We start from the raw sequence: 21489 nt of genomic DNA, 5'->3' as shown, positions 1-21489 counted from the left end.
GTGCCGGCGGCTGGCATCGGTTCCAAGGTGTGAAACCACCCGGGGGGCATGAAAATTCCGCACGACGGCGGCAGGCAGATGCTCCGGCGGCACCGCTGGCTCCGACGTGCAGGCCCCTGCAGCCAGTGAAGCACCGAGGGGCGGAAGGTCCTCCGGCGGCGTTTCAGAGCGCTCAGCGCCTCAGGACAAGGTGCTCACTCCAGGGTGATCTGGGCGAGCTGCAGGCCATAGGGGAGATCAGGGTTGTCCGGCTCCAGGCGTTCAGGGAGAGCGGTCGTGTTGATGATGAGGTACGGGCCCTCCGCCTGCTCGTCGAGCTCCACGGTGGTCTCGTTCCAGTTCCAGGTCCCCGAACCGACCTCTTCAGCCCCCTCGAGCTCCGGAGAGTCGTTGACCAGCACCTGGAAGGACCCGCCCTCCACCTCGCCTTCCTGAGTGAGCGTCACCGCAGACACTGAGGAAGACTCCTCGAGCTCCACCACCAAGGCGAACTCGGAGGCGAGGCCGCCGAACTCGGCGGAGCCGAACAGGAAGGAGCTCCACGTCGTGGAGGTGTCGCCGTCGAAGGTGTTGGGCAGCTGGCCGTCGGTGTCCTCGTTCAGGCCCGGGCTGTCCGGCACGAGCCGGGAGACCGAGCTGATCTCCGGGGTCACCTCGTCCGGGGTCTCGTCAGCGTCCTCGGGATCCTCCGGAGCCTCTGCGTCCTCCCCGGTGTCGTCCCCCTCTGCCTCAGTGGTCTCCTCCGGCTCGGTGGTCTCCTCATCCTCTGCCACGGGCGGGGAGTCATCGCCGCCGCGCAGGGCGACGAAGGCGAACACCGCAGCCACCAGCACCACCGCGGCCAGCACGGCCACACCGATCCAGCGGCCCGCGCCCGAGCGCTCCTGCGCGGGAGCGGGATCTGCTGCCGGAGCCGCTGCCGGGGTCTCGGCCGGAACGTGCTCAGCCGCATCGGGTGCGTCGCCCTCCTGGCCGGCCACCGGCCCCGGGAAGGCGCTGCGACGATCGGAGGAGACCGCGGAGATCAGGCCCGTGAAGCTGGGATTCTCCGTCGGGGACGGCTGCCCTGCGGCGGCCGCGCCGGAAGCCAGTTCAGAGTCCGTCGAGCCGGGCCCCGCGGCGGAGGTGGTCCCGTAGCCCGCGATCGGCTCGTCCGGCGGGTCGTCGACGACCTCTTCGCCGTCGTCGTGACTGTGGTCCTGGTCAGCGGGCTGCCCCATCGGCGCGGCGGCGGGGCCCACCGAGATGCCGACCGGCTGCAGCCGGCCGGTGGTGTCGGCGGCGACGCCGAACTCCTCCTCGGCATCGGCCTCCGGACGCGGGTCCACGAGCTCCATGTCGGCCTGCAGGGTGAGAGTCTCGCCCGGGCCGGGCCCCGCCGCATCAGCGAGCGAGTCGCCAGTGGCGTGGGGCAGGCTGGGGGATCCGGCGCTGTGTGCGGCCGCCGCACCCGAGTACACAGCGCCCGAGGCGCCGGCGGAGCCGAAGGAGGCCACATCGTCCGAGGGCTCCGCGGCAGGAGCCCCGGACGGTCCTTGCGGCAGCCGGTCCGCATCACGGTGGGTGCCCAGACGGCGGTTCAGCGTCTCGGAGACCTTGCCCAGGAAGGCCGGACGACGTCGGCGGGTCTGTGGTCCGGTCTCCTCAGAATCCTGCTCCTCCGCACCGGGCGCGACCCCTTGAAGGCCGGCATAGTACTCCGCGTCGTCGTGGAACGTCTCGGGCTCCATCACCCGGGACTGCCCGAAAAGCTCCGAACCCAGGGAATCGGTGAAGAACGGTTCCACATAGGGGGCAGAGTCCGGGACCACAAGGTCCAGCAGATCATTGGGGTGGGTCTGCGTGGAGATCAGGTAGGTGCGGTCCTCCGCCAGCCCCAGGTCCAGGACCTGCACCTCCGAGCTGCGCTCCCCGGTGGCCAGCTCCTTCGCAGAGGTCGCCACCTGCTTGGCGTTCTGCGTGGAGGCCAGCAGGATGCTCACCTCGCGGTTCAGCACCTGGTCGATGCCCTGGAAGACGATGTCCTGATCCGCAGAGGTCACCACATGGTGCGTGATGCGGTAGCGACCTCCCACCACATCGCCGATGCCGAAAGGCTGGGCCACGTATCCTCCTGCTGACTGATGCTCGGGGCGAGCTGTCCACTGGGGCGCCGGTGCCCGGGACGGGTGCCGCCAGGGGCGCACCGACGTCCGGACGATGGCGTCCGTTCGGGGTCAGCCTACCGGCTCAGACGAGCCAGGGCCGGGATTCTGCGGGCCAGCGGGGCCATGACGTCGTCGAACTCACGGACGCGCATCACCTTGAGCATCATCACGAACACCACGCCCATGACGGTGCCCACCACGGTGCAGGTGATCAGCGCGGTCAGGATCGACTGCCAGGCGAAGCCCCAGGAGTATCCGCCCAGGAGCCACAGCACGGCCGCGCCGGTCAGTCCGGCGATGACGGCGGCCCAGCCCGAGCGGGCGTAGGCGGCCACCACAGAGGAGAAACCGAAGCTGCCCCAGCGGCGGACCACCCACACGTGGCACAGCACGTACTGCACGACGTGGAAGAGGGAGAAGAGCCCGATCACCAGGAACGGCAGCGTCTCGTTGGGCAGCACCAGGGCGCCGCCGTAGGCGCAGGCCAGGCACAGGGCAGCGATGATGGTGTGCACCAGCATCGGGGTGCGCGCATCCTCCGCCGAGTAGAAGACGCGCATCAGATAGAAGTTCGCAGAGCGGAACGGCATGCCCAGGGCCAGCAGGATCAGCAGCTGGCCGATCGCGGCGCCGGAGAGGTGCGCCGTCTCCGCGGAGCCGCCGAAGAGCCTCCCGAGCGGCCCTGCCAGCACGATGACCGCGACCATGGAGAACATCACCGGGATCGCGAACATCCGCAGACCCTCGTTGATGATCTCCCTGGCACGTCCGAGCCGGCCCAGGTCCATGGAGCGCGCCAGCTGGTTGAACAGCACCGTGGCCAGCGAGAGCACGAAGACCGAATGCGGGAGCACGGTGATCAGCTGGGCCGTATTGGCCGCGTATTCGCCGGGGATGGAGGCGCCGCCGTCGGCCATCTGCTCACGACTCGCGGTGGCACCGGAGATCAGCCGCATGTAGAGCAGATTGGCGATGTTGCTGATCAGCATGGTCGCCAGCGTCCAGGCCGCGATCTGCCCGGTGGAGCGCAGCCCCATTCCCTTCCAGCCGAACTTCGGGCGGATCGGGAACCCGATCTTCATCAGCGGCCAGATCAATATCGCGGCCTGGGCGATGATGCCCACGGTGTGGCCGCCCGCCAGCCAGAGGGTCTGCTGGGTCGTCCACTCCGCGGCCTGATCGGTGCCGGAGGTGAAGCGGCCGAACATCACCAGGTAGCTGCCGATCACACCGATGGCGATGACGTTGTTCAGCACCGGGGCCCACATGTACCAGCCGAACTTCGCGTTGGCGTTGAGGATCTGCCCGATGACCGCGTAGAGCCCGTAGAAGAACACCTGCGGCAGCGTCCACAGGGCGAAGGCGGTGCCCAGCGCGAGCATCGGTTCGGTCCAGTCCTTGGTGAGGGCCACCATCAGCGGGTATGCCGCCAGGGTCAGCAGGATGGTGAACGCGCCGAGCACCAGCACGCAGAGCGTCAGAAGCCGAGAGGTGTAGTCGGAGCCCCTGTCCGGGCGTTTGGCGGCCTTGATGAGCTGCGGCACCAGCACTACGTTGAACATGCCGCCGGCCAGCAGCATGTAGATCACGTTCGGGATGGTGTTGGCCTTCTCGAAGACGTCGGCCACCAGTGCCGTGGAGCCGATCGCCACGGCCAGCAGAGCGGTCCGGATGAAGCCGAGCATGCGCGAGACCATGGTCCCGGAGGCCATCAAGGCGCTGGCCCGCGCCATCCCGCCTTGTGGGATATGGGTGTCGGGGGACTTGTCGCCGTCGTGCTGACGGCTGTCCTGGTCAGGGGAAGTATGCGACATCGGCGCTGACTATAACGTGTCCGCGATGACCTGCTTGGCAGCGGAGACGATGCGTCGCTCATTCGGGAAGGACAGCGTCCGTTCCAGATCGTCCATGTTGACCCAGGCGACGTCAACGGCCTCGTGGTCCGGATCGTTCTCGGTGGTGAGCTCCCCGCCCACGGCCTCGAGCAGGAAATGGTGCACCGTCTTGTGCACCCGGTGGGTGGGGACGGTGAACCAGTACTCGATGCTTCCCAGAGAGGTCAGGATGGCCCCGGCGATGCCGGTCTCCTCCTCCACCTCACGGATCGCGGCCTGCTCGTGGTCCTCGTCGTTCTCCGGGTGGCCCTTGGGCAGGCACCACTCGAGCCGTCCGCCCCGGTTGTATCGGGCGATGATGGCCACCTCGAAGCCCTGGGCGGCGGGCCTGATGACCACTCCGCCCGCGCTGACCTCTTCCACGGTGGGAAGGTGGCCGCCACCGCGAGGCGGCTTGGGAACCGGCACGCGGCGTGATCCCATCGACACCGTCAACGGGGTCTGGGGTTCATCACCGGTCTCCGATCCGTTCATGATCACTACTCTAGCGGGAAGCGCAGCCCGCTCCGGTCGTGGTCGGACCCTTCCCCGGGCTGCCGGGCGGAGAGCTTCGTCGGCCTGTGGGAAACTGTCTCTGTCATGCCATATCTCCCTGCTGGATTCCCCGACGGCGCCTGGCTGCCCGACGTCGTCGTCGACCTCGGTGAACAGTTCGCCTCCCACGGCCATGAGCTTTCGCTGGTCGGCGGGCCGGTCCGTGACCTGTTCCTCGGACGGACCTCGCCGGACCTCGATTTCACCACCGATGCCACCCCGGATCAGATCATCGCCGCCGTGTCCGGCTGGGCGGATGCGCACTGGGACATCGGCCGGGACTTCGGCACCATCGGCATCCGCAAAGGCGATGCCACCATCGAGGTGACCACCTACCGCGCCGAGGCCTACGACCCGGCTTCCCGCAAGCCTCAGGTGCAGTTCGGCGACAGCCTCGCTGAGGACCTCGTCCGTCGGGACTTCACGGTCAACGCCATGGCGCTGCGGTTGCCCTCCTTCGAGCTGGTCGATCCGCACGGCGGGGTGAAGGACCTCGTCGCCCAGCGGCTGCGCACCCCCTCCACCCCCGAGGAGTCCTTCTCGGACGACCCGCTGCGCATGATGCGTGCCGCCCGCTTCGCCTCCCAGCTGGGACTCGACGTGGACGAGGGCGTCCGCGACGCGATGACGGCGATGGCCTCCCGTCTGGAGATCGTCTCCGCAGAACGGGTCCGCGAGGAGCTGGTCAAGCTGATCTGCGGGGCGCACCCGCGTGCGGGAGTGGACCTGATGGTGGACACCGGGCTGGCTGACGTTGTGCTGCCCGAGGTGCCGGCCCTGAAGCGCACCGATGACGAGCACCGTCGGCACAAGGACGTCTACCAGCATTCGCTGCAGGTCATGGAACAGGCCGCGGAGCTGGAGACCGACGACGACGGCCCGGTCCCCGGCCCGGACTTCGTCCTGCGCTTCGCGGCACTGATGCACGACGTCGGCAAGCCGCGCACCCGCCGCTTCGAACCCGGTGGGGGGGTCAGCTTCCGGCACCATGACGTGGTCGGGGCCAAGTTGACCCGCAAGCGCATGCAGGAGCTGCGCTTCGACAAGGACTCCATCAAGGCGGTCACTCGGCTGGTGGAGCTGCACATGCGGTTCTACGGCTACGGCGACGCCGGCTGGAGCGATTCGGCGGTGCGGCGCTATGTCACCGACGCCGGCGATCAGCTGGAGCGGCTGCACCGGCTCACCCGCTCCGACGTCACCACTCGCAACCGGAAGAAGGCCGACCGGCTGGCCCACGCCTACGACGATCTCGAGGACCGGATCTCCGTGCTCGCCGAGCAGGAGGAGTTGGCCAGGATCCGCCCCCACCTCAACGGCGAGCAGATCATGGAGATCCTGGGGATCCGCCCGGGACCGGAGGTCGGCCAGGCCTACCGGTTCCTGCTGGAGCACCGCATGGAGCACGGGCCGGTGGAGCCTGCGACGGCCGAGAAGGTGCTGCGCGACTGGTGGTCCGCGCAGGAGTGAGGCGGACGCTCAGCGTCGAGCCAGCACCGGCGGGTGCCTCACCACGTCGCACTCCGGCCGGTACATGTCCCGCACCACCACCGCCATGATCCACGCGGTGGCGGCCATGTGCCCCAGCACCGCCAGCAGGTAGACGCCGTCGGCCATGGTGTGCTGCGGTCCCGCATCCCCGACGACGCCGGCCAGGTACATCCACACCGCCCAGAAGTGCAGCACCTGGGCCGCCTGCCAGATCAGCACGTCCCGCCAGCGCGGGGCGGCCAGCGCGATCAGCGGAATCAGCCAGATCATGAACTGCGGCGAGTACACCTTGTTGACCAGGGCGAAGGCAGCCACGATCAGCAGCAGCAACTGCACCGTGCGTGGTGGGACCGGGGCCCTGAGGCCCAGCAGGAGCACGCCCGTGCAGCAGGCCAGGAACAGTGCCAGGCTCAGGGTGGAGACCAGCTCGGGCCCCGGCCCGGCGCTTCCCTGCGCTTCGGCCAGCACCTGCCAGACGTGCCAGATCGAGGAGTAGCCGCTGCCGCGCTCGGCCGAGAACGACCAGAACTGGGACCAGTTCTCCCAGCTGAGCAGCATTGCCGGCACGTTCAGCAGCGCCCAGGAGACCGCTGAGGCCGCCACTGTGCGCCCGAGGGCCGACCAGGGCAGACCGTCCCGGCGCAGTGCCAGCACGAACAGCGCTCCGAGCAGGAACAGCGGGAAGAGCTTGAAGGAGACTCCGACGCCGATCAGCGCCCCGGCGGTCAGGTGCTGGCCGCGCAGATGCGCCAACACTGCCAGGAGCAGCGCCGCAGTGGCCCACAGGTCCCAGTTGATGCCTGCCCCGAAGATGATCGCCGGAGAGGTCGCCACGATGGCCGCGTCCCAGGGCCGCCGCCCGGCGGCGCGCATCACGGTGAGCACCAGGAGGAACCAGGCCAGCACCGCGCCCAGGAACGTCACGTCCCAGTAGAGCAGGGAGAGCCGGCCCTCCCAGTAGGCCAGGGAGGGCACCGTCGAGCTCACGACGCCGTCCACTCCGCGGGTCACCAGCGCCGCCAGCGAGGCCAGCAGCGAGGTCAGCACCGGATACTCGAACCATTGACCGTCGACGAAGGGGGCCCAGGGGTCGGCGTCGAGCCCGCGCTGCACGTACAGGGCGGAGACGTCCGAATAGCAGCCGTGGTGGTAGAGCGAGACCCCGATCCAGCCTTCTGCTCGGCAGTGCTGCATCGACAGCAGCGAGACCAGCGCGGCCACCGCCGTCATCGCCATCAGGACCCGGGGAATCGTCCAGAAGCGTCGACCCGCGGTCAGCCGCGTCCCGCTGGGGCCGCCGACTCGGTCGGAGAGCAGGCGCAGCAGGGGATCCGCGCGCGTCGGTGCCACGACCTCGCGCCGATTCCGGGGTTCTGGTGTCATCGGCACCACTCTAAGACCCGCGACTGACTGCGTGAGCCTCACCGGGATGCGGGCCTGATGAGGAATAATGACAGGCTGGTGAACGTCGGCTGAAGGGATCGGCCGACGGTGACACCGTCGGCCCCGCTGTGCGATCCGCACGCGTCCCAGAGACCCGAGAACCAAGGAGTGACCACGTGGCCACGAACCCCATCCGCGTCGCCGTCGTCGGCGTCGGCAACTGCGCCGCCTCGCTGATCCAAGGCGTGGAGTATTACAAGGACGCCCCGGCCGATCAGCAGGTGCCCGGGCTGATGCACGTCGAGTTCGGTGATTATCACGTCTCCGACGTGCAGTTCGTGGCGGCCTTCGACGTCGACGAGGCCAAGGTGGGCCTGGACCTCTCGAAGGCCATCGACGCCAGTGAGAACAACACGATCACCATCGCCGACGTCCCGCCGACCGGAGTGACCGTCCAGCGCGGGCCCACCTTGGACGGACTGGGCCGCTACTACCGGGAGACCATCACCGAGTCCCCCGCCCAGCCGGTCGACGTGGTCGCGACGCTGCAGGCGGCCGAGGTCGACGTCGTGGTCTGCTACCTGCCGGTGGGTTCCGAGGAGGCGGCCTGCTTCTACGCACAGGCCGCCATCGACGCCGGCGCCGCCTTCGTCAACGCCCTGCCGGTGTTCATCGCCGGAACCGAGGAGTGGGCGCAGAAGTTCACCGAGGCGGGGGTCCCGATTGTCGGAGACGACATCAAGTCGCAGATCGGGGCGACCATCACCCACCGTGAGATGGCGGCGCTCTTCGAGTCACGCGGGGTGATCCTGGACCGCACTTATCAGCTCAACGTGGGCGGCAACATGGACTTCAAGAACATGCTGGAGCGGGACCGGCTGGAGTCGAAGAAGGTCTCCAAGACCCAGGCGGTCACCTCCAACACCAGCGCAGACCTGCAGGCCGAGGACGTGCACATCGGCCCCTCCGACTACGTGCAGTGGCTGGACGACCGCAAATGGGCCTATGTGCGTCTGGAGGGCCGCAACTTCGGCGACGCCCCGGTGGCGCTGGAGTACAAGCTCGAGGTCTGGGACTCGCCGAACTCCGCCGGGGTCATCATCGACGCCGTGCGTGCCGCGAAGATCGGCTTGGACCGCGGCATCGGGGGCCCGCTGGTCTCAGCGTCGAGCTACTTCATGAAGTCCCCGCCCGAGCAGCTGCACGACAGCGTCGCCCGGGACCGTGTGGAGGCGTTCATCCGGGGGGACGTCGAGCGCTGAGGCGCTGAGGGGCGGGATCATCCTTCGGGGGGATGAGCCGCGGCTGCGACGTCCCTACGCTGAGTCCCATGAGCGGACATCAGCCGGAGGGCACCCTCGGTAGGGAGCGGCACATCGACGACGACGGCGGCTCCAGCCTGCCTATGCCAAGCGGCACCCAGCCCGCTCGGCCCCCGCGGCTGATCGCCGTCGACGCCCTGCGGGCGGTGGCGCTGCTGGGCATCCTCTCGGTCAACATCTGGTTCTTCGCCGAGCCGGGGCAGCTGAGCACCGGGGAGTTCCACCGCGAGATCCAGAGCGCCGGCGACCAGCTGACGGCCTTCACCGCGACTCTGCTCTTCGAGGCGAAGTCCTATGTGGTCTTCTCCTTCCTCTTCGGGCTCTCCTTCGTGATGCAGTGGGCCTCGGCACATCGGGCCGGAGTCTCGGAGGTGGGCCGCTCGGTGCGCCGCTTCATCACCCTGGCGGTGCTGGGCGTGCTGCATGGGATCTTGCTCTTCGTGGGCGACATCCTGTTGGCCTATGCGCTGCTGGGCTTCGCGCTGCTGGGCATGCGCCGCATCCGTACCCGCACTGCGCTGATCCTCGCCGGGCTTCTCTACGGGGTGGTCGCCCTGTTCATGTTCGGAATCAGCGGCATCATGCTGCTGGCCGAAGGCACCCCCGGCTTCGACGACGCCATGATGGCCGGCGGTGACGCCGACGCCGCCGTCGCCGCCTATACCGGAACCATCGGCTCCTATCTGGGCTTCCAGCTGCAGACCTACGCGTTCATGGGCCCCATGATCCTGTTCGGGCAGGGGATCATGGTCCTCGCTGCGTTCCTGATCGGACTGGTGGTCGGGCGTTCGCAGCTGCTGGAGCGGATCGTCGCTCGTGAGGTGCCCACAGGCCGCCTGGTGGCCATCATGGTGCCGGCCCTGACGGTGGGTCTGCTGATCTCCGGGACCGCCGCCTGGCTGGACTGGGGCGCCCCCGGGTCGGTGGCCGGCGGGGAGCCCAGCATGGTCCAGCTCCTGCTGGCGCAGGCCCTGACCCTCACCGGAGGCCCAGTCCAGTCCCTGGGCTACGTGATCCTTGCCCTGCTGGTGTTCCGCAGCCCGGCATTCGGCTGGCTCACCGCCGCCCTCGCCCCGGCCGGGCGCATGTCGCTGACCAACTACCTGGGACAGTCACTGGTGCTGGCGCTGATCTTCTCCGCCCTGGGTCTCGGCTTGGCCGGCCAGCTGACCGCACTGCAGGTCGGCGGGATCGCCCTCGCTCTCTGGCTGGTCCAGCTGCTGGCCTCTCGTCTCTGGATGACCGGTTTCCGCACCGGCCCCCTGGAGGCGCCGGTGCGGGCGATCACCTACGGCCGCGCTCCACGCTGGCGGTGAGGTCAGCGGCGATGCCGGGCGGAGGCGCCGGACATCATGATGGAGCGGGCGTCCACCCTTAACAGGAGCTGAACGCAACCTTTCGAGTTCCTCAAAATACGCGCATTAGTCTTGGCGGGAACTGAACGCGTCTGTAGCGTCATTCGTGATCGACGGGCCGTTCGGTGGCCTCTCGATTATGTCAAGTCTGCTGAATAAGATTGGGGAGAGTTATGTCAGAAAACATCGCCGCATTCATGAACGAGCAGGAACTGGGATCACTCACCGAAGGCTTCCGTCGGGAGGGGACGCCGGTCATGGCGACACCCGCCGCGGTGGTGGCGGCCCTCGCCGGGAAGAAGGTCGTGGGAGCCGCGGCTGCGGGAGTCACCGGTGTGGGCGTCGCCTACACCGTGGGCCGCACGGTCAACTGACCTGGTCGTGACCGACCGTCGACACAGTGCCGGACATGTGTCCGAGGCCCTGCTGACGGGCTGGTCGCCAGGCTCATCAACCGGATCACGATGATTTCAGAGAGGACGACATGATCGCCCGCATTGAGGAGAAGCTGGAGAGCGAGACCGAGTCCGCATTGACCGAGGACAGTCGCATGTCCGGTGCCAAGCTGGGGCCGGTCATGGCGACGCCCGCAGCCTTCGCCGGCGCTGCCGGGTACGCGTGGATCACACTTCAGGCCTATGACCTGGGACGTGAGCACGCCGGCGCCAACGGCTGACTCACCGGACGCATTCGGTCCCACGCTGGGTTGTGCATGAGCCGGCCCGTCCTGAGGTCTCCGGGATGCAGAGCTCCTGTGTCCCGGAGGCCTCTTCTCCATCGAACCCCTTTACCGCAAGGACCACCCCGTGAATCTGGCCCGGAAACTGGTCTCCGCTGTCTTCAGCCCGATCCCCGTATCTCGTGATCGTGCGCTCGGCATCTCCGAACGCCTGGTCGCCGCGACGACTCTGACGTCGTCCCTGGAGTACCTCAGCCAGCGTCGCCACCTTGAGAAGGGTGGGCTGAATGACTGGGAGATCATGAGGGAGGAGGAAGCAGTCGACAATCCGATGTTCCGGTGTGTGTTGGATCTGGTCGGAGACCGTCGGGTCACAGTGGGACTCCACGTGACCCGGGCGGCCGTGAGCATCGCGATGATGCTGCCCGGGAACAGTCGATGGCGCGGCGCAGGCAACCTGGCGCTCAGCGGCATCACCGCCATCCTCTATCCCCGACACCGATTCGGCACAGACGGGTCCGACCAGGTCTCTCTTCTGGTGCAGTCAGCCACGGGTGCGGCTCGTCTGAGCTCGTCCCCCCAGACTCAGGATGCGCTGCTCTGGTATGTGGCGATCCAGGCCAACCTCTCCTACGCCGCGTCGGGCTGGGTGAAGCTGCTGGGTGACAAGTGGCGCAGCGGCGAAGCCCTGCCTGGAGTCATGCGGACCAAGACCTATGGCTTCGAGAAGGTCTACAGATTCTCCAAGCAGCATCCGCGGGCCTCCACGATGATCCAGCACGGGGTTCTCGCCATGGAGTGTCTGTTTCCCCTCGTCTACGTGGCAGGTGGACGGTTTGCGCGACCGTTCTTGGCCTCTGCGGCATCCTTCCACGTCGCCAACGGCTTCGTCATGGGACTGGGACGGTTCATGACGGCATTCCCCTCGATGCATCCCTTCGTCGCCTATACCTCGACTCCCAGGTCCCATCCCGTCGTCGCTGGCAGGGACGACCGCATGGTCCCCGCAGCCCTGGTGGCGCTAGGGGTCTCCGCGGCTGTCGCCGGGACAGTGGCCGTGCAGAAGCGGCTCAAGACGCTTCAGGGATGGGGGACATCCCGCAGGATCACCACGCGCCACGGCAACGAGCTCCAGTTCGAGTCTGGAGGCACGCCTGATGGAGAGTCCCCCATCGTGATCTTCGTCGCGGGTCTTGCCGCGACCGCCGAACACTTCGCCTGGATCAGCGAGAAGATCGTCACAGAGACGGACTGCGGTCTGATCGTCTATGCGCGAGCCGGGTATGCAGGCAGTCGGCGGAGATCCCGTGCCGACTACACGCTTCAGGAGTCGGTGGACGACCTCCTCGACCTCTGCCATGCGGTGACGGCCCCAAGCGGTCGGAAGGTCGCCCTGGTGGGGCATTCGTTGGGTGGTGAGATCATCCGGCGCGCTGCCTCCGAGATGGATCCCGAGACTCTCGAGGCTCTGGTGTACCTGGACCCGTCCCATCCTGCTGAGCTCCAACGCTCAGAAGCACAGGACCTGGGCGCGCGGAACCTCCACGGTGCGCTCACGACGGCGACCTGGGCGCTGCGCCTGGGAACGGGGATCCTGATGAGCCGACCCCGGTGGCTGGACAGTCTCCCGCCGGCGTATCGTGACAAGGTCTTCGCCCAATACTCCGATGCTCGGTTGTGGAGTGCGGCATCCCGAGAGTGGCGTGCGGTGGAGAAGGACTTCCGCAGTCACTCCGCCGACGTTGACCCCATCGCTGCGTGCGGTGTCGTCGTCGCAGCCCAGAACACGGTCGATCAGGATGCCGAGCAGCTGGCGATGTACGAGGAGTTGGTGAGGACCCATGATGATCCGTCCAGTGAGCTGCGCGTCATCCCCGGCACGGACCACGACAGCATGTTGACCAATGCGCGGCACGCGCACCTTGTCGCAGACGTCATCATCGCCCATCTCCAGCGCTCCCGACACGTTGATCTCATGGAGCCGTCGGCAGATTCGGATGTGGATCTCGCTCGGACCGATGGTCACGACACGAGGAAGGTCGAGGTGCTCGGATGAACGTCGCAGCTCAGTGCAGGGCGCTGTTCACAGGTCGTGGTGCGGCAGCGCGGATCGCGGGTTCCGCCCTTCTCGTCGCCACTGTCGCCACCCAGCATCCCAATCCCGTCTTCAATCGGCTCCAGCTCCGAGACCACTTCTCCGTGCTGCCCAACTGGAAGTTCTTCGCACCCAACCCGGCGACCCACGACTATCACTACCTCTTCCGGACGCTGGACGTCGACGGTGAGACGTCGAGGTGGCAGAGCATCGAGCTCATCGCTGATCGACGGATGCACCAGGCGTTCTGGTTCGCCACGCGCAGGGGCGAGAAGGCGGTGTTCGACGTGTGCAGCGAGATCCTCCAGAGGATGGACAAGGGTTTCGAGGTCATCAAGGTCACCGCGTCCTACCGCCTGCTGGTGAACTTCATCCGCCGAGAGATCGCCGAGAGGTCCGATGACCTCAGCCGCATCAAGGGATTCCAGATATCCATGGTGCGGGCGAGCGGCCATGACCCTGACGAGGAGCCTGAGATCCTCTTCGTCTCGCCCTATGTGGGAATGGACGGCGCTGATGAACGCAGACTCGTCCCCGTCGCCTGAGGACACCCCACCATGCCCGATCAACACGACGGAGAAAGGACGAGACTCGATGACTGTGCAGGACACAGGCTACGCCGAACAGTTCGAGGGCTGGTACGACCGGGTCTTCCGCAAGGACGAGTCGGCGGAGGTGCTGGCGGAGTTCCTCGCGGACCAGCACCCAGATCCTGCCAGCGGAACGCTTGAGCTCGGTGTCGGCACCGGGCGCATCGCGGTCCCTCTGGCCAGACGGGTCGGGCAGGTCGTGGGCGTTGACAGCTCCAGCCTGATGCTCGACGCCCTGCGAGAGGAGTGCGGGGAGGATCTCGTGGTCCCCCGCTACGGGGACATGCGCACCTACACCGACGATCGGCGATTCGGTCTCATCTACATCGTGTGCTCGGCACTGTCCCTGGTGCTGTCTCGGGAAGAGCAGCAGCAGGCGGTCCAGCGCGCCGCCGACCTGCTGATTCCTGGTGGCCGTCTCGTCCTCGAAGCACACAACCGTCCTGGATGTGTGGGCCTGCATGAAGGAAAGACGAGGACGACGCTCTTCTTCCCCTACCCGGAGCGCAACACAGGTCTCCAGACTCACGCGACCCTGCTGCCCGATGATCTCTGGCACTGTTCGCAGATCTGGTTCGAAGCGGATGGAACGCATAGGATCGGCACCGAGGTCCTCCGGCTGATCACGCCCGAGGACACCGACGCCTATGCGCACTTCGCTGGCCTGGAGCCGGACGGTTCGTGGTCTGACCCACTTCGCAGTCCCTATGCGGAGCAATCCCTGATGTTCATCGCGACGTATCGCAAGCCGTCATGAACCTTGTGCGGATCATCTCCGGACACCGGGCCCTCCTCGTCGCAGGCATCGTCGCCGGACTCGTGGGTGCGGCCGCCTCCCTCGCCCAGCCGCTGTTCGTCGGCATCCTCATCAGGGCCGTTGCGGAGGGGGACTCCATCTCCGGGCCCATCCTCTGGATCGTCGGCCTGTTCATCCTCGATGCCGCTATGTCGGCGGCGAACGCTTACCTCATCGGACGCGCCGGCGAAAACATCGTGTTCGATGTGCGGAACCTTCTGGCGGGGCGTCTGCTGCGCAGCAGGGTCGCCGCCTTCCAACGGATGGAGTCCGGAGACATCTTCACCCGCATGGTCGGTGACACCACCTTGGCGTGCATGGTGATCACCCAAGCACTCGCCCAGCTGGTGAGTTCCCTCTTCATGGTGGTGGGCGGTGTCATCTTCATGGCGTGGATCGACTGGCAGCTGCTGGTGGCGACCCTCATCTGCCTCGGAGCAGCCAGCCTCGTCTCGTTGGTGATCGCTCGTCAGGTGAGGGTCGCGTCCCTGGTCAACCGAACGGACACCAGCGCCTTCGGGTCGGGTTTGCAGCGCGTGCTCGGGGCCATCACGACGGTGAAGGCCTCCCGGGCCGAGGCGCGTGAGACAGAGCGCCTCGAAGGTCTGGCGGACTCAGCTCGTCAGAGCGGGATCCGCGTGACCGCTCTCGGAGCGCTGCTGCAGCCCGCGATGAACGTAGGCACCCAGCTCTCGCTGGCCGTCGTCATCGCGTGGGGGATGGCCCGTGTGACGACCGGTGAGCTGCACGCAGCCGATCTGACCGCATTCGTCATGTACCTCTTCTACCTGGTGTCCCCGCTGGTGATGCTCTTCCTGGCGCTGGGGCAGATCCAACAGGGCCGGGCCGCAGTCCAGCGCATCACGGAGCTGGCCGAGCTGCCGCAGGAGGAAGAACCGCAGGCAGCCGGAGCAGCTGAGGACAGCACCCGTGGCGAGATGGTGGATGCGGCGGTCGCGTTCGAGAGTGTGTGGTTCTCCTACGAGGACGGGTCGCCAGCACTTCGCGATGTGACCTTCTCCGTGCCTCGCACAGGGCTCACCGCCATCGTCGGACCGTCCGGCGCCGGGAAGACGAGTCTCTTTCAGCTTGTCGAACGATTCCATCGAGCTGACCGGGGCGCGGTGAGCGTGAGCGGCGTCGATGTCGCCGAGATGTCCTTGGATCAGCTCAGGACCAAGGTCGGCTATGTGGAGCAGGACGCCCCGCTGCTGCGCGGGACCATCCGAGAGAACCTGGTCTATGCTCGTCCGGAAGCGGAGGAGCGGCAGATCGAGGAGGTCCTGCGGCTGTCCAGCCTCAAGGACTTCGTCGAGTCTCTGCCGCAAGGGCTCGATACGGAGCTGGGGGAACGAGGCCTCGGCCTCTCCGGTGGGCAGCGGCAGCGTCTGGCCATCGCCCGCACCCTGCTGCAGCAGCCTGAGGTGGTGCTCCTCGACGAGGTGACTGCCCACCTCGACAGTGACACCGAGGCGGCGCTCCGTGACGCGGTCATCGATGCGGCCCAGCAACGTGCGGTCGTCACCATCGCCCACAGGATCTCCACAGTGCTCCGGGCCGATCGGATCATCGTGCTCGACCGAGGAGCTGTGCGCGCGATCGGGACTCACGCGGAGCTGATGGAGTCAGATGAGGTCTATCGCCGGCTGGCAGAGCAGCAGCTGCAAGCCAGCGGCGTCCAGTAAGTGACAGCCCGCGGCATCGGTCGCATCGGAGACCGGTAGGGAGGAGACCGACGATGGAGGAGACGAGCATGCAGTCCGCGAAGCCCCCGATCCTGAGCCAGGATCCCGCCGGATTCGTGCGCTGGTTCATCGACAGGAGCTTCGACGGATCGGAGCCGGTCGAGGATATCTGGGACAGTTGTCACGCACCGGATGCTGTGCATGTCATGAATCAGAAGCCGATGGCGCGCGCCCGGCGAGTCAAGCAGCTGCGTCAATGGCGACTTCGAGAGTCTCCGTACGTCCTGCAGATCCGAGATGCGGTGGTCGAAGGAGACAGGCTGGCCGTCCGATACGCGATTCTCTCGGGTGTCCTCTGGGAGTTGCGCATGGAGACTGAGCACATCGAGTTTCATCGGCTCGGAGATGACGGTCGCATCTCCGGTTCGGCATCTGTCTCACGCAGCGGCTACGTCTGGGGTGAGCCGCGGGATCCTATGGTGGAGGTGGAGGTGGAGGCTGCGGGGGCTGATGCTCCTCTGAACGCCCTGCCGGGCACACCCGGGGACGACATCGCCGCGTATCTGCACGAGTACAACCGGCTCGTCTCGGACGAATCGGTCGCTGCCGACGACGTCTTCGAGACGTTCCACACGCCCGGTGCCGACGTCAGGATCAACAGGACCCTCAAGCACCGCTCTGACATGGTGGCGGCGATCAGGCGGGCCCGCAAGAAGGGGCTGAGTCATTCCGTGGAGGTCCACGACGTCCTGCGTCAGGGTCGGCGTTTCGCCGCACGCTACACGATGACTCCGGAGCGGAGGCGGGGAGGCGGGCCGACGCTCGCTGTCTTCGATGTCGGACGTCTCGCGTCAGACGGCAGGGTGTGCAGCCTGCACACGATGATGCAGAGCTCCTCAGGCGCCTGGCCCTCCTGACCAGGAACTCAGCCATGCGGGGAGTCGAGGAGCAGGCATCCGTGCCGTGCGGCCTGTGATGCTGGGGAAGAGACCATGGGAGGGTGGCAGTGCTGAGGATCGTGGCCCGCTTGCGGGCACTGTGGCGAGTGATGATGTGTCTGGGTGTCCTGGTGATCGCTGCGGATCTGACAGGGATCATCACGCCACCCAGCGGGCTGTGGTGGGTTCTCGGTGTCATCGCCTGGATCCTGCTGGCCTATCTGCTGTACAGGGTGGCGCCCGCCACCGAGTCCCAGGAGCCGTTGATCGTCGACGCTCCGGTCCGGGGCAGATGGATGGTCCACAACAGCCCCGGGCAGAAGGTCCCGAGCCATGGGACGACGACCCGGGGGCAGCGCTACGCGGTGGACCTCTCCCATCCCACAGTGGGACCGGACATGGTCACACCGCAGAACCCAGTGTCGCCCCGACGGGCTCTGCGAGGGAGCCGGCCGGAAGACTTCACGTGCTTCGGGGAGCCGGTCCACGCTGTGGCGCAGGGAGTCGTGGTTCAGACGTCGGACGGGCAGCGGGACCAGCGTGCCCGCAACACCTGGCAGGCCATGCTGTGGATGATCCTCCTGGGCGGGTTCCTCCGTGAGCTGGTCGGTGGATACCGTGCCGTGATCGGAAATCGCATCGTGATCAGTCACCATGACGGCACCTTCGCCGCCTACGCCCACCTGAAGCGTGGCTCGTCACGTGTCCAGGTGGGAGAGGAAGTTGTGGCGGGCCAGGTCATCGCCGCGGTCGGGAACACGGGCAACTCCACTGAGCCGCATCTGCACGTGCACCTCATGGACCGGGCCTCCTTCGACGCTGCTGCCGGGCTGCCCATGACGTGGCAGGGATGTCAGGTGGAGGGCATGGACCCGTCCTGGAGGAAGCACGCTCAGGAGCCTGGGAGCACGGCGCTCGACGGCATGCCTCGCGACGGGGCGATCGTCAGGATGGCAGAGGAGCGGGCCGCGTCTCCTTCTGAAGGATGACGTGACGGGTCTGGTCGACGATCTGGTCGGCACAAGATACCCCCACAGGCTGAAGCGTCGCGCGGTTGCGGCTCCGTAGAGTGAGGGGCATCGCGACCACCGATCGGAGAGTCATGATCACCGCCGAGGACCTGAGCAAGACCTACGGCGCCGGCACCTCCCGGCCCCGGACCGCCGTCGACGGCATCAGCTTCACTGCTGCGCCCGGGAAGGTCACCGGATTTCTCGGCCCCAACGGGGCCGGGAAGTCCACCACCATGCGCCTGGCCATGGGCCTGGACCGCCCCACCTCCGGGACGATCACCGTCAACGGTCTCCCTTTCTCCCAGCATGATGCGCCGCTGCGTCAGGCGGGGGCTGTGCTCGACGCCGGCGCCACCCATCCCGGACGCACGGGGCGGCAGCACCTGCGGCTCCTCGCCAGCACCCACGGCATCGGCCGACAGCGTGTGGACGAGGTGATCGAGATGACCGGGCTGGGCTCAGTGGACGGCCGCCGCGTCAAGAGCTACTCGCTGGGCATGAATCAGCGGCTCGGCATCGCCGCCGCGCTGCTGGGCGATCCCGCAACACTGATCCTCGACGAACCGGTCAACGGCCTGGACCCTGAGGGCGTCCGTTGGGTGCGGCAGCTGACCCGTCAGCTCGCCGCCGAGGGCCGCACCGTGCTGCTCTCCTCCCACCTGATGTCTGAGATGGCCCAGACCGCCGACCACCTGATCGTGCTCGGCCGCGGCCGGATCCTGGCCGATATGCCCCTGCAGGACTTCATCGACGCCGCCGGGGAGTCCCGGGTGCTGGTGCGCAGCGAAGACGCCGCTGATCTGATGAACTCCCTCTCGGCTGCCGAGGTCACGGTCACCGGGCACGATGCTGAGACGTTCGAGGTCACCGGGCTCGACGCCCGCAGCATCGGTCGCCGCGCCCGTGACATCGGAGCGGTGCTGCACGAGCTCACGCCGCTGCGGAGCTCGCTGGAGGATTCCTACCTGCGACTCACACATGACGCCGTCGAGCACCGCAGCGGCGGGCTCGAGAGTTCCGGCACGGTCTCCCTTTCCCCGGACGAGGCGCCGAACGGACCCGACCATGAAGAAGGGCGCTGACATGACTCCTGAGACTGGATCCTCCAGCGTCGGCCATCCCCAGGGTGCGCCGGGGCTACGCCTGAACACCTGCACCGCCACGGAGCCGCAGCGCCGGTTCGAGGTCGACCCTGCCTTGAGCGGGCTGAGCTTCCTGCGTGTGCTGCGCTCCGAACTGCAGAAGCTCGTCTGGCTGCGCGCCACCTGGTGGCTCGGCGCCAGCGCTCTGGTGCTGGTGCTGCTCTTCGCCTGGATGTCCGGGGCCAGCCTGAACAGCATGATCAGCTGGCAGCAGGAGGATCCCGGGGCAGGACTGCCCGAGGCGGCGTTGCGGGACATGGCCCTCGAGACCCCGCTGACCGGACTCTACTTCGCCGTCATCCTCCTGGGCTGCATCGGGGTCATCGCTATCACCTCTGAGCACGCCAGCGGATCAGTCCGCTCATCGCTCTCTGCGGTGCCCCGCCGGGTGGTGCTCTACACCGCCAAGGCGCTGGCCACCGCCGTAGTGCTGGGGGTGCTGGCCGCACTGATGATCGCCGGGATCCTCGCGGTCGCGCTGCCCTTTGCGGCCACGCACGGTCTCACCCCGGACTTCACAGCTACCGAGACTTGGCACCGGCTCATCACCCATTGGGCGGGAGTGGTTCTGGCCGGTCTGGTCGGCTTCGGACTCGGTGCCATCCTGCGCAGCACTGCCGGAGGGATCGTCACGTTGGCGATCCTGCTGTTCGTGCTGCCTATGGCCATGGAGATCCTGGTGTCGGTCACCGAGGAGTCCGAGCTGGTCATGACGCTCTACCGGTGGCAGTTCGCGAACCTGATGAGCAGTTTCACCGTCCCGGGCCCGGCCCCCAGGGAGGGGATCGGCTCTTTCGCCGCCGGTGTGGGGATGGGTGCCTGGACGGCGGCCGTGACCGTGACGGGTGGACTCCTGTTCCGCCGCAGGGACGCCTGAACCCGGGACGGTCAGGATGACCGGGCAGGCCAGTAGGCTCGTGGCATGAGTACGACGGCGCCATTGACGGGGACACCGGCCGGGGGACAGCAGCCACCGGGTTGGCAGGATCTGGGCATCGTCCGGCGCCGGGGGATGCGCGGCTGGCTTCGCCGGCACCCACGGACGATGAACCTCCTCGTCTCGGCCGTCTACGTGTTCCTCTCGGCCTGGAGCCTGCCCGGCGCCTTCATCGACATGGGACCTGACGCTTGGTGGCTGGGTGCAGTCCAGGCCGTGATCGCGGCGGCGCTGCTGTTTCGACATCGCTGGCCCGTGGGGATCGCCGCCGCGGTGGTCCTCGGTGAGGCGGCCGGGATCTTCGTCTACCCCTGGCAGGGGGCGCAGATGGTGGGCCTGTGCTTTGCCATCTACTGCGTGGGACTGCATCGCGGTCTGGTCACAGGGCTGGTGGTCGGGGTCGCAGGCACCGTGGTGGCGTATCTGCCGCTGCTGCGCGCCGACGCCTGGTTGGAGAGATACGACTTCGCGTACCTGGAGGAGATCTTCAACAATGGATCCAGTCCCCATGAGCTGCTGATCCCCATGGTGATCATCATGGCTCTCTCGGTAGGTATCTCCGGCGGCATCGGAGCTGCGGTGCGCCGTGGTCGCAGCCATGAGCGGGAGGTCCTCGAATGGGCCAGCCGCAGCCATGAGCTTGCGCAGGTGGCCGAGCGGAACCGGATCGCCCGGGAGATGCACGATGTGGTGGCGCATTCGCTGTCGGTGATGATCTCACTGGCCGACGGGGCCAGGGTGGTGGTCCGGCGGGATCCGGAGCGGGCGGCTGAGGTGCTCGGCGAAGTGTCCAGCACCGGTCGGACCGCGTTGGCGGACATGCGGCGCGTGATCGGGGTGCTTCGGCAGGGGGACGGCGTCGACCGCGCCCTCCGGCCGGCACGCGAGTCGCTGGAGGAGCTCTACGAGGGGTTCCGCCGGGCGGGGATGCCGCTCACCGTGACCACCCAGGGGCCGCCGCTGCCCGACGACGTCGCCTTCGGACTGACCGTGCACCGGATCATCCAGGAGTCGCTGACCAACGTGCTGCGCTACGGGAGACAGGTCACCGCGGTCCAGGTGCGGATCGAGCATTGGCCGGGCAGCTCCGAGGAGGAGGCCGAGGCACTGCGGGCCGAAGGCCTTGAGGAGGACCATCAGGCGGCACTGGGCATCACCCGAGCGGAACAGGTGATCATCACGGTCACCGATGACGGTCTCTCGCAGGCGGTGGGGAGCCGGGTGGAGTCCGTGGGCTCGGGGCAGGGCATCCGCGGGATGAATGAACGCGCCGCGTTCTTCAGCGGCTCCGTCTACGCTGGACCGGGACGGCACCGCGGCTGGACGGTGCGGGCTGTGCTTGAGCCCCCGCAGCCGACGTCGGCGGGGCGAGGCACCGGCTGAGGGGTATGGACGCTCAAGCCGCAGTCATGCGGGAATGGCGTGGGACGACGGAGGAGCACGTGCCGCGATGAGGGAGACGACGGAGATGAGGGAGACCATGGACG

18 protein-coding genes are annotated in these 21489 nt (G+C 67.4%); 14 read left to right on the top strand and 4 right to left on the bottom strand.

Features of this window, described 5'->3' with window-relative positions:
- Positions 1–194 precede the first annotated feature (194 nt).
- From ODE13_RS07325 to ODE13_RS07315, 3 genes are all read right to left on the bottom strand, one after another.
- Entirely contained in the window at positions 195–2105 is a 1911-nt protein-coding gene (locus ODE13_RS07325) for a hypothetical protein (protein ID WP_322478676.1), read from the bottom strand.
- A 116-nt stretch (positions 2106–2221) separates the two neighbouring features.
- Positions 2222–3961 (bottom strand): murein biosynthesis integral membrane protein MurJ, encoded by a 1740-nt coding sequence (gene murJ, locus ODE13_RS07320; RefSeq protein WP_322478675.1) that lies wholly within the window; start codon positions 3959–3961, stop codon positions 2222–2224.
- Between the two features lie 9 nt (positions 3962–3970).
- Positions 3971–4465 carry an NUDIX hydrolase gene (locus ODE13_RS07315; RefSeq protein WP_179543072.1) on the bottom strand — a complete coding sequence of 165 codons (495 nt, stop codon included), beginning with the start codon at positions 4463–4465 and terminating at the stop codon, positions 3971–3973.
- 156 nt (positions 4466–4621) lie between these two features.
- On the opposite strand from ODE13_RS07315, the gene ODE13_RS07310 reads away from it, so the two are divergent.
- Entirely contained in the window at positions 4622–6046 is a 1425-nt protein-coding gene (locus tag ODE13_RS07310; protein ID WP_322478674.1) for a CCA tRNA nucleotidyltransferase, read from the top strand.
- 9 nt (positions 6047–6055) lie between these two features.
- Here ODE13_RS07310 and ODE13_RS07305 read toward each other — a convergent pair whose 3' ends face one another.
- A complete protein-coding gene (locus ODE13_RS07305; RefSeq protein WP_322478673.1) occupies positions 6056–7450 on the bottom strand; it encodes a glycosyltransferase family 87 protein in 1395 nt (464 codons plus the stop codon).
- Between the two features lie 176 nt (positions 7451–7626).
- Between ODE13_RS07305 and ODE13_RS07300 the strand changes: the two genes are divergently transcribed.
- The 13 genes from ODE13_RS07300 to ODE13_RS07240 all read left to right on the top strand — a co-directional run bounded on the left by ODE13_RS07300 (position 7627) and on the right by ODE13_RS07240 (position 21385).
- A complete protein-coding gene (locus ODE13_RS07300) occupies positions 7627–8712 on the top strand; it encodes an inositol-3-phosphate synthase (RefSeq protein ID WP_322478672.1) in 1086 nt (361 codons plus the stop codon).
- Between the two features lie 68 nt (positions 8713–8780).
- Positions 8781–10088, top strand: a complete 1308-nt coding sequence (locus ODE13_RS07295; RefSeq protein WP_322478671.1) for a DUF418 domain-containing protein — start codon at positions 8781–8783, stop codon at positions 10086–10088.
- 212 nt (positions 10089–10300) lie between these two features.
- Positions 10301–10501, top strand: coding sequence for a hypothetical protein (locus ODE13_RS07290; RefSeq protein ID WP_179541397.1), 201 nt, complete (start codon positions 10301–10303; stop codon positions 10499–10501).
- Positions 10502–10611: 110 nt separating this feature from the next.
- Positions 10612–10803, top strand: coding sequence for a hypothetical protein (locus tag ODE13_RS07285; protein WP_179541396.1), 192 nt, complete (start codon positions 10612–10614; stop codon positions 10801–10803).
- A gap of 130 nt (positions 10804–10933) precedes the next feature.
- Positions 10934–12862: an alpha/beta fold hydrolase gene (locus tag ODE13_RS07280; RefSeq protein WP_322478670.1), complete on the top strand. Its 1929-nt coding sequence runs from the start codon at positions 10934–10936 to the stop codon at positions 12860–12862.
- Positions 12859–13446: a hypothetical protein gene (locus ODE13_RS07275; protein ID WP_322478669.1), complete on the top strand. Its 588-nt coding sequence runs from the start codon at positions 12859–12861 to the stop codon at positions 13444–13446. Before ODE13_RS07280 ends, ODE13_RS07275 begins: the two co-directional genes overlap by 4 nt.
- A gap of 49 nt (positions 13447–13495) precedes the next feature.
- Complete coding sequence (locus ODE13_RS07270; protein ID WP_322478668.1) at positions 13496–14248, top strand: class I SAM-dependent methyltransferase; 753 nt, start codon at positions 13496–13498, stop codon at positions 14246–14248.
- A complete protein-coding gene (locus tag ODE13_RS07265; RefSeq protein ID WP_322478667.1) occupies positions 14245–15972 on the top strand; it encodes an ABC transporter ATP-binding protein in 1728 nt (575 codons plus the stop codon). Before ODE13_RS07270 ends, ODE13_RS07265 begins: the two co-directional genes overlap by 4 nt.
- Positions 15973–16025: 53 nt before the next feature.
- Positions 16026–16889: a nuclear transport factor 2 family protein gene (locus tag ODE13_RS07260; protein WP_322478666.1), complete on the top strand. Its 864-nt coding sequence runs from the start codon at positions 16026–16028 to the stop codon at positions 16887–16889.
- Between the two features lie 131 nt (positions 16890–17020).
- Positions 17021–17899, top strand: coding sequence for a M23 family metallopeptidase (locus ODE13_RS07255; RefSeq protein WP_322478665.1), 879 nt, complete (start codon positions 17021–17023; stop codon positions 17897–17899).
- Positions 17900–18012: 113 nt separating this feature from the next.
- Entirely contained in the window at positions 18013–19005 is a 993-nt protein-coding gene (locus tag ODE13_RS07250; RefSeq protein ID WP_322478664.1) for an ABC transporter ATP-binding protein, read from the top strand.
- A gap of 1 nt (position 19006) precedes the next feature.
- Positions 19007–19942: an ABC transporter permease subunit gene (locus ODE13_RS07245; protein ID WP_322478663.1), complete on the top strand. Its 936-nt coding sequence runs from the start codon at positions 19007–19009 to the stop codon at positions 19940–19942.
- Between the two features lie 45 nt (positions 19943–19987).
- Positions 19988–21385: a sensor histidine kinase gene (locus ODE13_RS07240; RefSeq protein WP_322478662.1), complete on the top strand. Its 1398-nt coding sequence runs from the start codon at positions 19988–19990 to the stop codon at positions 21383–21385.
- Positions 21386–21489 lie beyond the last annotated feature (104 nt).

The organism is Nesterenkonia sp. HG001 (assembly GCF_034438835.1).
GTDB classification, from domain to species: domain Bacteria; phylum Actinomycetota; class Actinomycetes; order Actinomycetales; family Micrococcaceae; genus Nesterenkonia; species Nesterenkonia xinjiangensis.
The sequence above is the reverse complement of the archived record's forward strand: the minus strand, read 5'-3'. Positions and strand labels throughout refer to the sequence as shown.

Bases quoted from the DNA above. Each gene is read 5' to 3' on its own strand.
- ODE13_RS07260 (WP_322478666.1), top strand. From the start codon at position 16,026: ATGGAGGAGACGAGCATGCAGTCCGCGAAGCCCCCGATCCTGAGCCAG.
- ODE13_RS07240 (WP_322478662.1), top strand. From the start codon at position 19,988: ATGAGTACGACGGCGCCATTGACGGGGACACCGGCCGGGGGACAGCAG.
- ODE13_RS07245 (WP_322478663.1), top strand. From the start codon at position 19,007: ATGACTCCTGAGACTGGATCCTCCAGCGTCGGCCATCCCCAGGGTGCG.
- ODE13_RS07250 (WP_322478664.1), top strand. From the start codon at position 18,013: ATGATCACCGCCGAGGACCTGAGCAAGACCTACGGCGCCGGCACCTCC.
- ODE13_RS07305 (WP_322478673.1), bottom strand. From the start codon at position 7,450: ATGACACCAGAACCCCGGAATCGGCGCGAGGTCGTGGCACCGACGCGC.
- ODE13_RS07315 (WP_179543072.1), bottom strand. From the start codon at position 4,465: ATGGGATCACGCCGCGTGCCGGTTCCCAAGCCGCCTCGCGGTGGCGGC.
- murJ (WP_322478675.1), bottom strand. From the start codon at position 3,961: ATGTCGCATACTTCCCCTGACCAGGACAGCCGTCAGCACGACGGCGAC.
- ODE13_RS07270 (WP_322478668.1), top strand. From the start codon at position 13,496: ATGACTGTGCAGGACACAGGCTACGCCGAACAGTTCGAGGGCTGGTAC.
- ODE13_RS07290 (WP_179541397.1), top strand. From the start codon at position 10,301: ATGTCAGAAAACATCGCCGCATTCATGAACGAGCAGGAACTGGGATCA.
- ODE13_RS07295 (WP_322478671.1), top strand. From the start codon at position 8,781: ATGAGCGGACATCAGCCGGAGGGCACCCTCGGTAGGGAGCGGCACATC.
- ODE13_RS07275 (WP_322478669.1), top strand. From the start codon at position 12,859: ATGAACGTCGCAGCTCAGTGCAGGGCGCTGTTCACAGGTCGTGGTGCG.
- ODE13_RS07310 (WP_322478674.1), top strand. From the start codon at position 4,622: ATGCCATATCTCCCTGCTGGATTCCCCGACGGCGCCTGGCTGCCCGAC.
- ODE13_RS07285 (WP_179541396.1), top strand. From the start codon at position 10,612: ATGATCGCCCGCATTGAGGAGAAGCTGGAGAGCGAGACCGAGTCCGCA.
- ODE13_RS07255 (WP_322478665.1), top strand. From the start codon at position 17,021: ATGATGTGTCTGGGTGTCCTGGTGATCGCTGCGGATCTGACAGGGATC.
- ODE13_RS07265 (WP_322478667.1), top strand. From the start codon at position 14,245: ATGAACCTTGTGCGGATCATCTCCGGACACCGGGCCCTCCTCGTCGCA.